8 protein-coding genes are annotated in these 12,246 nt (G+C 66.5%); all 8 read right to left on the reverse strand.

Annotated elements, in window-relative coordinates; translation table 11 throughout:
- Positions 1-29: 29 nt before the first annotated feature.
- The 8 genes from VPH41_RS03475 to VPH41_RS03510 all read right to left on the reverse strand — a co-directional run bounded on the left by VPH41_RS03475 (position 30) and on the right by VPH41_RS03510 (position 12,226).
- Positions 30-1,001, reverse strand: a complete 972-nt coding sequence (locus VPH41_RS03475) for a hypothetical protein (RefSeq protein ID WP_287779689.1) — start codon at positions 999-1,001, stop codon at positions 30-32.
- Positions 1,002-1,132: 131 nt separating this feature from the next.
- Complete coding sequence (locus tag VPH41_RS03480) at positions 1,133-4,249, reverse strand: efflux RND transporter permease subunit (protein ID WP_328568977.1); 3,117 nt, start codon at positions 4,247-4,249, stop codon at positions 1,133-1,135.
- An 8-nt stretch (positions 4,250-4,257) separates the two neighbouring features.
- The gene (locus VPH41_RS03485) at positions 4,258-5,430 is read right to left on the reverse strand and encodes an efflux RND transporter periplasmic adaptor subunit (protein ID WP_328568978.1); all 1,173 of its coding nucleotides are present in this window, start codon (positions 5,428-5,430) and stop codon (positions 4,258-4,260) included.
- Positions 5,431-5,443: 13 nt separating this feature from the next.
- A complete protein-coding gene (locus VPH41_RS03490) occupies positions 5,444-6,865 on the reverse strand; it encodes an efflux transporter outer membrane subunit (RefSeq protein ID WP_328568979.1) in 1,422 nt (473 codons plus the stop codon).
- Positions 6,862-7,584 carry a CerR family C-terminal domain-containing protein gene (locus tag VPH41_RS03495; protein WP_328568980.1) on the reverse strand — a complete coding sequence of 241 codons (723 nt, stop codon included), beginning with the start codon at positions 7,582-7,584 and terminating at the stop codon, positions 6,862-6,864. Before VPH41_RS03495 ends, VPH41_RS03490 begins: the two co-directional genes overlap by 4 nt.
- Positions 7,585-7,848: 264 nt before the next feature.
- Positions 7,849-9,210, reverse strand: a complete 1,362-nt coding sequence (locus VPH41_RS03500) for a hybrid sensor histidine kinase/response regulator (RefSeq protein ID WP_152284421.1) — start codon at positions 9,208-9,210, stop codon at positions 7,849-7,851.
- A 142-nt stretch (positions 9,211-9,352) separates the two neighbouring features.
- On the reverse strand, positions 9,353-10,087 hold the full coding sequence (locus VPH41_RS03505) for a 2OG-Fe dioxygenase family protein (protein ID WP_152284439.1): 735 nt from the start codon (positions 10,085-10,087) through the stop codon (positions 9,353-9,355).
- Positions 10,088-10,192: 105 nt separating this feature from the next.
- Positions 10,193-12,226, reverse strand: a complete 2,034-nt coding sequence (locus VPH41_RS03510; protein WP_328568981.1) for a TonB-dependent receptor — start codon at positions 12,224-12,226, stop codon at positions 10,193-10,195.
- Positions 12,227-12,246 lie beyond the last annotated feature (20 nt).

Below are 12,246 nucleotides of genomic sequence, written 5' to 3' on the forward strand. Positions count from 1 at the left end.
CCGGCGCCCCATGACGGTGGCTGGCTCGCTTATACGCCAGGCACCGTGTTCTTCCCTTCGACTAATTTATACCCCTTGCCATCGAAGGCGTAGCGCGCGTGTCCGTTCAGGGGCGTGGCGATGCGCGGCGGGTCTGCGTCCGGCTTGACCGTGACACCGGGCTTGATCTTCTCGGACGCGCCCTTGAAATCGATCAGCAGGTCATCGTAGCTGCCGCCATTGCGCGCTGGCGCAAAGCGCCAGCTGCCTGCCACCATCCAGCATTCATCCATGTCCGGCGTGCAGGCGCCCATATTGTCCGAGTACAGGTCGATGCCGCCATCGAGCGCCGTCACCTTGCCGTCGCCGATTTCAAACAGGGCCAGTTGCGTGATGGTGTAGCCCTGGCCCGTATAGCCGTGGCGGATCGCCAGTCCCGGCTTGTTCGCACCCAGCATGACCCAGTGGACCTCGCCCAGCTGTCCCGACGAACCCAGGGCGGCGATGTTTTCCAGCCGTTTCACCACTTGCCACTGGCCGTCTTCCGGCTGGCCCTTGGGCGCGAGGAAAAACACGTTCAACAGCCCCGACGAGGCGTGCGCCGATTCCGCCGTGCCTTCCGTGTTGGCCGTTTCCGCATTCGCCACCAGGATGGCGCGGCCATCGGGCAGCAGCTTGTGGCTGACGGCGCTGACGACATAACTGAGCTTGTCGACATGGTTGTCGGGATCGGACAGGTCGGCCAGCGCATCGTCGCTGTCGCTGCGGTAGTCGTCGCCGAAGACGGCGCGCATCATGCCCGCTTCCCGCTTGCGCGCCTGCGGCGTGTTCATTTCGTCCGTCTTGGGCGCGGTGGCGGCTGGCGGCGGCACGTGCTCGGTCGATGCCGCATCGGCAGCGCTGGCGGGGACGTCGGCTGCCACGTCAGCGGCCACGTCGGCGCTGGCGGGGGCGGTCTTGTCCGAGCAGGCGCCGAGCAGTGCGGATGCCAGCAGCAGGGCGAGCGGGGTGCGGTAATTCATAGGCAGGGCAGATTGCGTTCATTGAGAATGGGCGCAGTATGCCAGATAGATGGAAGCGAGGGAGCGCGGCCTGCCGGCCGGTCCTTCGCTTCCTTGTCCGCAGGGGGCGATTTTGCCATCCGCGGTGGCGCTTATTTTTCCAGCGCCACCTGCTCATCGCGCCGCAGGGGCGCCTTGTGGCGGCGCAGTTTCGCCATGCCGCGCTTGAGCAGGTGCTCAAGGTCGTCGATGTAGGTGAACACGGCCGGCACCACCAGCAGGCTGAGCAAGGTCGACGTGATCAGGCCGCCGATGACGGTGATGGCCATCGGCGAACGGAAGCTGGGGTCGGCGCCCCAGCCCAGCGCCAGCGGCATCATGCCGGCGCCCATGGCGATCGTTGTCATCAGGATGGGCCGGCTGCGCTTGTGGCAGGCGTCGACCAGCGCATCGAAGCGGTTCATGCCGGCCTGGCGCGCCAGGATCGCATAGTCGACCAGCAGGATCGAGTTCTTGGTGACGATCCCCATCAGCATGATCAGGCCGATCATCGACGGCATCGACAGGGCGCTGCCCGTGATCAGGAGGGCCACGAAGGCGCCGCCGATCGACAGCGGCAGCGCCGCCAGGATGGTCACCGGCTGCATGAAGTCCTTGAACAGCAGCACCAGCACGCAATAGATGCACAGCACGCCGATCAGCATGGCCAGGCCAAAGCTGGCGAACAGCGAGGCCATCTCCTGCGCGTCGCCCAGTTCGGCGATCTTCACGGACGGCGGCAGATTCTTCATCGACGGCAGCGCGCGCGCTTCCTCGTTCAATTCGCCGAGGGTGCGCGAACCGAGTTCCACGTCGAGGGTCACGTTGCGGCTGCGGTTCAGGCGGTCGATCTGCGCGGGACCGCTTTCCATCGTCACGCTCGCCACGTTCGCCAGGCGCACGGGGCCATTCTTGCCCGGCACGGTCAGGCGCTCGATGGCGGCCAGGTCGGCGCGCACGCTGTTGGGCAGCTTGACGCGGATCGGCACCTGCCGCTCGGGCAGGTTCATCTTCGTCAGGTCCGTGTCGTAGTCGCCGGCCGTGGCCACGCGCACCGTCTCGCCGATGGCCGCCGCCGTCACGCCCAGGTCTGCCGCCTTGGCAAAATCAGGGCGCACGATGATCTCCGGGCGCACCAGCGAAGCGCTGGAATTGACGTTGCCGATGCCTTTCAGGCCGCGCAGCTCGCGCTCGACCTTCTGTGCCGCCGCCATCAGTGCCACGGGATCTTCCGAGCGCAGCACCAGCTGCATCTTGACGCCCGTGTCGGGCGGTCCCACCGTGAAGCGGGCGCCCGGTATCGTATCGAGCTTGTGGCGCAGCTGCGTTTCCAGGCCCGCCATCGATTCCTTGCGCTCCGTGCGGTGCACGGTGGTCAGGGTCAGCACGGCGCGGCGCGCCTCGGCCGCCGCGCCGGGCGCGAAGGCGTCGCCGCTGGAACCGCCGCCAATCGAACTGAAGACGCCCTTGATGCCTGGCGTGCGCATGGCCGCATCGCGTGCCATGGCCGCCACGGCCTGTGTTTCGGCCAGGGTGGAGCCGGGCGGCAGTTCCAGGTTGATCTGCGTCTGGGCGCGGTCGGCGGCCGGCACGAAACCCGTCGGCAACAGCGGCACGAGCGCGATGGCGCCGACAAAGAACAGGGCTGCGGCGATGGCCGTGGTGCCGCGGTGGTTCAGGCACCAGCGCATGACCTTCAGGTAGCGCGTCATCAGCCAGCCATCCTGTTCTTCCTTGTGCGGCAGCGGTTTCAGGATGTAGGCGGCCATCATCGGCGTGAGCAGGCGCGCCACCACCAGCGAGGCCAGCACGGCCAGCACGGCCGTCCAGCCGAACTGCTTGAAGAACAGGCCGGGAATGCCGCTCATGAAGGCCGTCGGCAGGAACACGGCCACCAGCGCAAAGGTGGTGGCGATCACCGCCATGCCGATTTCGTCGGCCGCTTCCATGGCCGCTTCCATGGGCGACTTGCCCATGCGCAGATGGCGCTCGATGTTTTCGATTTCCACGATGGCGTCGTCGACCAGCACGCCGACCACCAGCGCCAGCGACAGCAGGGTGACGGTATTGAGCGTGTAGCCGAACCAGTAGATGCCGAGGAAGGCCGGCATCACGGACAGGGGCAGGGCGGCCGCGGCGACCAGGGTGGCGCGCCAGTCGCGCAGGAACCACCACACCACCAGCACGGCCAGCAGTGCGCCTTCGTACAGCAGCTCCATCGAGCCGTCGAAGTTTTCCTCGACGGGGAAGGCATTGTCGATCGATTGCTGCAGCACGACGCTGGGGTTTTCCTTCTGCAGGTCGGCGATGGCTTCGCGCGCGCCCTTGGCGACGGCCACTTCGCTGGCGCCCTTGGTGCGGAAGACCTCGAAGGCGACCACGGTCTTGCCATCCTGCTCGGCCAGCGCGCGCGGCTCGGCGATGGTGTCGCGCACGGTGGCCACCTGGTCCAGGCGCACGTGGCGTCCGTCCGGCAGCGGCACTTCCACGCGCGACAGTTCATCGGCCGTCTTGACGGTGGCGATGGTGCGCACCGATTGCTCGGCGCCGCTGATGTCGCCCCGCCCGCCGGGCGCTTCGCGCTGGACCAGGCGCAGCTGGCGCGAGACGTCGAGCGCCGACACTTTCAGCGCCGCCATGCGCGCCTCGTCGAGCTCCACCTGGATCTCGCGGTAGACGCCGCCCACGCGGGTGACGGCGCCCACGCCGGGCACCGTCAAGAGGCGCTTGGCCACCGTGTTGTCGACGAACCAGGACAGGTCGGGCGCGTCGAGCGGATTGTCGACGCCCCCTTTCGCCGTGGCGATGAAGGTCAGCACCACGCGCCCGGCCGTGGACGCCTTGGTGACGGTGGGGTCGCGCAGTTCGGCCGGCATGTCCGCCTTGACGCGGGCGACGGCGTCGCGTACGTCGTTGACGGCTTCGGCGATCTGCTTTTCCAGGATGAATTCGACGGTCACCGTGACGACGCCGTCGAGCACCTTGGTGTAGATGTTCTTCACGCCTTGCAGGGTGGCGACGGAGTCTTCGATCTTGCGCGCCACTTCCGTTTCCAGCTGGGCCGGCGCGGCGCCGGGCAGCACCGCGCTGACGGTGACGATGGGCAGTTCGATGTCGGGGAAATCCTGCACCGGATTGGCCTTGTAGGCCAGCAAGCCGGCCAGGGTCAGCAGCGCGAACAGCATGATGGCCGGGATCGGGTTCTTGATCGAGAGGGAGGAAAAGTTCATGGCTGGCCTTACTTTTTCGCTGCCACGGTGGCCGGCGCAACGGGCTTGGCCGCCGCTGGCGTCGCCACATTGCGCACCAGATCGCCGTCATTGAGGAAGCCCGCGCCGCTGACGACGATGGTGGTATCGGCCGTGATGCCTTGCGTGATCTCGATGCGGTCGCTCAGGCGCCGCCCGGCCTGCACCTTGATCTGGCTGACGCGCTGGTCGGCATTCAGGCGGAAGACGTAGCTGAAGCCGTCGCGCACGGCAATCGCCTGCTGCGGCACCGTCAGCGCGCCCGAGGTGCCCAGTTCAAATTCGCCGCTGGCGTACATGCCGGCCTTGAATGGCGCATTGTTGCCGCTGCTGGCCGGCAGGTCCACGTACACGAGGGCGGAGCGGGTTTGCGGATCGACGGTCGGGGCGATCATGCGCACCTTGCCCGTCAAAACGCTGCCGTTGGATGCCTTGACCTGCGCCAGGGTGCCCGGTTTCAGGTTCAGCAGTTCAGTGGCCGTCACTTCGGCGCGCCATTCGAGGCGGCCCTGGCGGATCATGCGGAACAGTTCCGTGCCGGCGCCCACGACGGAGCCGACGGTGGCCGAGCGCGCAGAGATGATGCCGCTGTCGGGCGCCACCACCTGCGTGTATTTCAGGCGCAGCTGCTGCGACGCCAGCTGCGCCTTGGCGGACGCGATGCGCGCGTTGGCCGTCTGTTCGGCCGTCAGGTACTGGCTGATCTGCTGCGCGCTGATGGCGCCCGTGCTTTGCAGCGAGCGGGCGCGCTGCGCGTTGGCCGCCGCCTCAAGGGCATTTGCTTCCGCTTCCAGCACGGCCGCTTTCGCCTGCGCCACGTCGGCATTGACCGTGTCGTTCGAGAACACGGCCAGCACCTGGCCGGCGCGCACCACGTCGCCGACATTCACGCGCACCTCGGTGAGGCGCAAGCCGTTCGATTCGCTGCCGATGACGGCTTCCTGCCAGGCGGCCACGTTGCCGTTGGCGTTCAGCTTGATGGGCAGGCTGGCCGTCTGCGGCTTGGCCGTGGTGACGGTGAGGGCCGGTTTCTGCGCCGCGTGCTTGTCTTTGGCATCGTCGGCCGCCGTGGAGGCCGAAGGGTACAGGGCCACGCCCGCGCCCAGCATCACGCACAGGGCGGCAAGGGAGAGCGCCATGGGTTTCAAGGTCATTTTTTTCATGTTGTCGTATCCGTCAGGGGGCGTTATGGGCGATGGGGTTGGCGCTGCTGCTGTTCCAGCCGCCGCCGGCGGCGCGGTACAGCGCTACCCAGGCGGCGCTGCGTTCGCGCTCCAGGTTCACCACGGTGTTTTCGGCGGCCAGGCGCGTGCGGCGCGCGTCTTCCAGTTCGATCAGGCTGGCCAGGCCATTCTTGTAGCGGTCCTCGGTGGCGACAAACGACACGCGGTAGCCTTCCAGCGCCGTTTTCGCGTGGCCGCTGCGCTCGTCCGTGCTGGCCAGGTTGACCAGTGCTTCTTCCACTTCGCGCACGGCCTGGCGCACGCCGGCATGGTACTTGACCACGGCTTCGTCGTAGCGCGCCGTGGCCGCATCGACCTGGGCGCGGCGGGTGCCGCCGTCGAAGATGGGCAGGCTGACGGCCAGCGGGCCGATGCTCCAGGTGCTGGCCGTGATGCTGGTGCCGCCGGAGCGGATATTGCCCTTGCCGATGGAACCGGCCAGGCTCAGGCGTGGATAGCGCTGCGCCTGCGCGCCGTGCACTTCGAAGCTGGCGGCCGCCACTTCGCGTTCGGCGCTGTAGATGTCGGGACGCTGGCCCAGGGTTTGCGCCGGCAGTTCGGCAATCGCCACGGGCGAAGGCAGGATGGCGGGGCTGGCCGCCAGTTTCTGGCGCAGCGACGCTTCCGGCATGGCCGACAGGGCCACCAGCGCCTTGACGTTCACGTCGCAGGCGGCGCGCTGCTCGATGGCGCGGCTGGCGCCTTCCGCGGCGCTGGCGCGGGCCAGCGCCGCGTTGGCGGGCGGCTGGAAGCCGGCGCCGGCGCTCAGTTCCGTCAGGCGTGCCGAGTCGCGGCGCGAGACGGCATCCTGTTCCGCCACTGCCTGCAATTGCTGGCAGGTGCGCAAGGCGTAGTACTGGTTCGCCACTTCGGCCGCCACGGAAACGCGGGCGTCATGCCAGCCCGCGCGCGCGCTGTCGTAGCGCTCCTGCGCCGCATCGCGCGTGGCGCGGTTGGCGCCAAACACGTCGATTTCCCACGACGCCTGCAGCGCCGCCTGCGAGGTGGTGCCGCCGGGCTGCGCCGACTGCTGGCTGGTGCGCACCACGCTGCCTGTGGCATCCAGCGTGGGCGCCAGCGCGGCGCCGCTGGCGACCCGGTCCGCGCGCGCCTGCACGATGCGCGTGCTGGCGGCGGCGATGGTGGGGCTGACCTGCTGCGCGTCGGCGATCAGTTCCACCAGCAGGCCGTCGCCCTGGTGCTGCCACCAGCTGGCCAGGTCCGTCAGGCTGCCGTTATGCGGCAGCGGCGCCTGCCACTGCGCGGGCGCGCTGGCCGCCACCGCCGCGGGCGGCCCCTGCAGGGCGCAGCCACCCAGCACCAGCACGATGCTGGCGGCCAGGGCGCGTTGAACGGTGCATCGAATAGTCGTCATGCTTGTCCTTCTGCTTGTCGTTGAGCGGTAGAGGGGGAAAGGGCCAGGCGCCGGCGTTCCACGTCGGCCATGGCCAGCGCATAGTCGGTCATGCGCGCCAGCCAGGTGTCGATGGCGCGCGGCGTTTCCAGCAGCTGCGGGCGCAGGGTGTGCAGTACCTCGGCGCCGACCATGTGCTGCAGGGCCAGCGAGGCGATGGAGAAGGCCAGGCGGTGCATGTCGTCGCTGTCGTCGGGCGCGCCCAGGTGGCGCGCCAGCACGCGCGTGAGCGCTTCGTGCTCGGGACGGATGTTCTGGTCGATCTCGCGTGCCCACAGGCCCGTCGGCTCGAGCATCTCGCGGCACCACAGGCGCATGCAGTCGCGCGCGATCTCGCCCTGCTGCATGGGGGCGAGCAGCTGCGCATAAAAGCCTTCCAGGCTTTGGCGCAGGGTGAAATGCGGTTGCTCGTACAGGGCGATATTGTCTTGCGGGTTGGCCGACTGCTGGGCGAAGGCGGCGCGGTACAGGCCCGCCTTGTCGCCAAAATAGTAGCTGATGGCGGCCGCGTTCGTGCCGGCCGCCTGCGCCAGTTCGCGCGTGGAGGTCTTGGCGTAGCCCTGTTCGGCAAACAGGCGGATGGCGCTATGCAGCAGCCGCTCACGCGATTGCTCGCCATCGGAACGGGGCTTGCGCCCGTCGTCAGCGTGTGGTGTGTGGGAAATGTTTTTTTCAATCATGCCGGAGATTTAAACACATATCTCAAGCGTTTGATATAACTAAATCAGTTGATTTAGTTAAGGAAAGATGAAGATGCGGTAAAACGCGGGCAAAAAAAAGCCCGCGGTTGTATTCGCGGGCGTAATCCAATGTTCGGAGAACGAATTGGAGGAGACAGTTCCACTATAGCGCTAAAAATGGTGCGGTGCAATACAGTAAAACTACGGTATCAGTCTCTCCCAGGCCGTAAAAAAAGCAGACTTCATGTTGCGGTGCACAGAAGATCAGGCTTTGCTGCGCAGGGCCAGCGTAAAGGTGCTGCCCGAGCCGTAGTCGCTGTTGAAGAACAGGGCGCCGCCGATGGCGTTGGCCAGGTTCTGGCACAGGTACAGGCCCAGTCCCGCGCCTTCCACGTGGCGCGTGGAGGTGGAGTCGAGCTGCGAGAAGGCCTGGAACAGCTTGGCCTGGTCTTCTTCCTTGATGCCGGCGCCGCTGTCGGCGATGCTCATTTCCGTCACCAGCACGTCGTCTTCCTCGCGCTGGGCAAGGCTGATGCGCACCGTGCCCTGTTCCGTGAACTTGATGGCGTTGTTGAGCAGGTTGATGAGGATCTGCGTCAGCGCGCGGCGGTCCGTGTCGATGATGGCGGGCGGCTGGCCTTCTTCTCCCAGCGCCATTTCCAGGGCCAGGCCCTTTTGCTGGGCCAGGGGGCGCAGGGTGTCGGCCACTTCGGCCATCAGTTCCTGACAGTGCACGGGTTCGATCGACAGGGTCAGCTTGCCCGCCTCGATCTTGGCCACGTCGAGGATGTCGTTGATCAGCGAGAGCAGATGGCGCGCGCTGGCGCGGATGGTGTTGAGCTGCTTGTCCTGGTCGGACGTCAGGGGGCCGGGCAGTTTCATCAGTAGCGCGCCCGTAAACCCGATGATGGCGTTGAGCGGCGTGCGCAGTTCATGCGACATGTTCGCGATGAAGGCCGACTTCATGCGGCTGGCCTCGGCCAGCTCCAGGTTTTTCAGGGCGATTTCGCGGTTGATGGTTTCCAGTTCGGCCGCATGGTGCGCCAGGCGCATGTTCAGCTCGATCACCTGGCGTTCGCGCGCCTGCAGTTCGCCGTTGACCTGCACCGCCTGCTCATAGGTGGAGATGAGCAGGTCGAGGATCTGCTGGCGCTCCGCATTGATGAAATGCTTCTGGTCGCCCAGGTACAGGGCGATGCCGATTTCCACATTCTGGTTCTTGCGCAGCTTCTGGTTCATCAGCATGTGGCTGATGCGGTTGAGCAGGTAGTCTTCCGCGTAGGGCTTGCGGATGAAATTGTCGGCGCCGCACTCGATGCCGCGGATGATGTCCTTCGGGTCGTTGAGCGAGGTGACGAGGATGACGGGAATGTCGCGCAGGGTCGGGTCGGACTTGATGGCGCGGCACAGGTCGTAGCCATTCATTTCAGGCATGACGATATCGGACAGCACCAGGTGCGGCTTGCGTTCGCGGATGGCGGCCAGGGCCAGCTGGCCGTTGGCCGCCACGCGCGCATTGTAGTGCAGGGACTGGATCAGGCGGCGCAAGCGCTCCGCCTGGGTCGGGCTATCCTCGACGATCAGGATCTCGATTTCGTCCGGCTTGATTTGGTTGTTGGAGTCCACAGACCTCTCCTAGAATTTCAGTGTGGTGATGCTGGGCGCGGTGAGCGCGCAATATCGACATCCTGTGACTATATCGGATTTAGGTCTGTAAAAGTAACTTCCAAGTAACTATTTTGGCCACAGGGAATGCTGTGGCCGCTTGTTAATTCTCGCCCTGGAACTGGCCTGCGCGATAGGTAAGCACGAGCGTGTCGCGGTGGCCATGTTCGCCGATGGGCTGGATCGGCGTCGATTCATGGATCACGGCGGCATCGTCGAGCAGCAGCAGCGACCATGGCTCCGTCAGGGTAAAGCGTTTGCCGTTGGGGCCGTTGGCTTCGAAGATGCGCGTCTCGCCGCCCTTGATCTGCTCGCGTCCGATCAGCAGCACGGCGACGAAATCGACGCCGTCGCGATGCGCGCCTTCCGGCGTGGGGCGGCCGATGCCATCGGTCGTATCGATGCGGAACTGGTGCGCCTCGATGAACCACGGCTGCTGTCCCTTGACCTGGGAGCAGGCGTCGCCCAGCGCGCGGATCAGCTGCTGCCAGGCCGCCTGCGCGACCACGGACGGCTCGACCGGCTCGAACAGCCGGTGCATGCCGCCGTGCAGGGCGTTGTATTCCACCGGTTGCCAGTGCGGACGGTGCGCCGTCTGCGTCAGGCGCTCGCCATCCTGCACGAAGCACGAGTGGCGCCGGCGGCGGTAGCGGCCGCCATCCTTCAGGTAATTGTCCAGCGCCAGCGCGTTCCAGCTGGGCTCGAGCGCGCGCAGCGCGGCCAGCGGGCAGCCGGCCAGCGCGGCCACGTCCTGGGGGCGCAAGACGGCATAGCCGTCATCGCGCAAGGCATCCTTGACGCGGGACGGGTCGGTAAAGATCGGTGCGGAAGTGCTCATGGCGGTGCGGGCCGGCATGCGGCCGGTATCAGTTGATCCAGCCTGGCATTCTACGACTTCGCGGCAACTCTTGTGTCGGGTCCGATAGGAATTATTCTTGTTGAGTTAAAAATTCTTTACCAGGGTCAGGCGCAGCGAGCGCGACTCCACCGGATGGAAGTGGATATCGTCGACGGGCTGCGCTTCGCCGGGCAGGCGCGAGGCATAGTAGTAATCGATGGCCGAGTCGCGCCGGTTGGCCAGGTTGTAGCCTTCCAGCTCCACGCGCAAGGTCTTGTCGACCTGGTAGGCGATGCGCCCGTTCAAGCCCACGCTGGCCGCCGAGCGCACGCTGTTGTCTTCAATGAGGGGGCGCGGGCCGAAGTAGCGCAGGCGCAGGGAGCCCGACCATGGTCCGGACGGCGTCACCGTCATGGCCAGCTGGGCCACGCCTTCGATGGCGCCCGGGATGTAGTCTCCCGCCGGGTCGCTGCCGCGCGAGCGTGCCCGCGCATAGGCGAGGTCCAGGTCCAGCGACAGCCAGCTGGCCGCCTTGTAATAGCTGGAAAACTCGACGCCGTAGCGGCGGCTGGGGCGGCCCGCCTCCGTGGCGCCGGCGTCGCCGATGAACAGCAGCTCGGAATCGAAGTCCAGGCGGTACAGCGACAGCGACGTTTGCAGGCCGGCGATGGCGGCGCTGCGTAAACCCAGTTCCAGGCCGCGCGAGCGCACCAGGGGCGTGACCTTGTCGGCCGCCTCGCCCGTCTTCGGGTCGACCGTGATCGTCGTGCCGCGCGCGTCGTTGCTGTGAAAACCATTGCCAATGTTGATATACGCTTCCGTGTCGCGCCATGGACCGGCGATCACGCTCAGGCTGGGGCTGAACAAATGGTCGCTGGCCTGGCCCGAATTGGCGGCGCGGTCGCTGCGCACGTCGAAGCGGTAGACGTCCGCGCGCAGGCCGGCCACGGTGCGCAGCCAGCGCGACCAGCGCGTGCTGTTTTCGCCATACACGCCGATGCTGGTTTCAACGATATGGTCTTGCCGCGTGCTCGATACGATCTGCCGCTGCCGCGTGTTGTACAGGCCATTGTGGATATTGTCGTTCTGCAGCTGCAGGCCGATCGTGGTGTCGCTGCTGCCCCTGTCCGTGTGGCGGTGCCAGGTGTGGCTGGCATCGAGGCCGGCCGTCACGCGCCGGTCGGGCTGGGCGAACTGGTCGCCGTTGACGGGGTCCTCCATCGCATACGTAAAATTCGAGAACAGGGCCAGGCGGTTGGCGATCACGTAGGCGCTGACCCTGGACGAGACGTCGTCCGTCGTCTGGCGCCAGGCGCCGGACAGGCTGTAGCGCTGCGCCTTGCCGCCGTCGCTGGCATCGATGGCGTCGAAGCGACCCAGCGTGCCGTCCTGCACGGCGCGCAGCGGAATCTGGTCGGTGGCATTCCAGCTGGCGTCGTACGCCATGGCCGTGACGTTGTAGCCGTTGTTGGCATAGCCTTCGCTGTAGCGCAGCACGCCATTGAGCTTGCGGTAGCGGTCCGGCTGCGTGAACGGGCCATCGTTGTGCTGCGCTTCGAGCGCGTACAGCAGGCTGCCGTCGCCCGCATCGAACGAATCGGCCAGCAGGGCGCGGCGAAAGCCGTTTTGCCCGATGCCCACGCTGGCGATGCCCTGCGTCAGGCGGTTCGCATAGATGACGGAGGCCGCTCCGGCCGAGGAGAAATCGCCTTGCGCCGCCGAGTACGGCCCTTTTTTGTAATCGAGGCGCATGGCCAGTTCGGGGATGAGGAAATTCAGGTCCGTCCAGCCCTGTCCGTGGCCATGGCTGCGCTGGTTGACGGGCATCTCGTCGACGGTGGTGCGCAAGTCCGTGCCGTGGTCGAGGTTGAAGCCGCGCAGGTAAAACTGGTTGGCCTTGCCTTCGCCGCTATGCTGGCTGACGATCAGGCCCGGCACGGCTTCGAGCAGTTCGCCGGGCCGGTAGCTGGTGCGCGCATCGAGCTGCTTTTGCGTGACGCTGCCCGCGTTGGCCGAATCGGCCACGCCCAGCTGGTTCAGGCGCGAACCGTCGACCAGCACGCGCTGGAAGATGTCGTCGGCGTGGGCGGCAGGTAAAAACAGGGCGGCGAGGAGGAGGGAAAGGTAGCGTGGCGTCATGGGTGTCTGGAAGTGGCGGG

Source organism: Janthinobacterium sp. P210006 (assembly GCF_036231885.1).
Classification (GTDB): domain Bacteria; phylum Pseudomonadota; class Gammaproteobacteria; order Burkholderiales; family Burkholderiaceae_D; genus Janthinobacterium; species Janthinobacterium violaceinigrum.

Bases quoted from the DNA above. Each gene is read 5' to 3' on its own strand.
- VPH41_RS03495 (WP_328568980.1), bottom strand. From the start codon at position 7,584: ATGATTGAAAAAAACATTTCCCACACACCACACGCTGACGACGGGCGC.
- VPH41_RS03510 (WP_328568981.1), bottom strand. From the start codon at position 12,226: ATGACGCCACGCTACCTTTCCCTCCTCCTCGCCGCCCTGTTTTTACCT.
- VPH41_RS03480 (WP_328568977.1), bottom strand. From the start codon at position 4,249: ATGAACTTTTCCTCCCTCTCGATCAAGAACCCGATCCCGGCCATCATG.
- VPH41_RS03505 (WP_152284439.1), bottom strand. From the start codon at position 10,087: ATGAGCACTTCCGCACCGATCTTTACCGACCCGTCCCGCGTCAAGGAT.
- VPH41_RS03485 (WP_328568978.1), bottom strand. From the start codon at position 5,430: ATGAAAAAAATGACCTTGAAACCCATGGCGCTCTCCCTTGCCGCCCTG.
- VPH41_RS03490 (WP_328568979.1), bottom strand. From the start codon at position 6,865: ATGACGACTATTCGATGCACCGTTCAACGCGCCCTGGCCGCCAGCATC.
- VPH41_RS03475 (WP_287779689.1), bottom strand. From the start codon at position 1,001: ATGAATTACCGCACCCCGCTCGCCCTGCTGCTGGCATCCGCACTGCTC.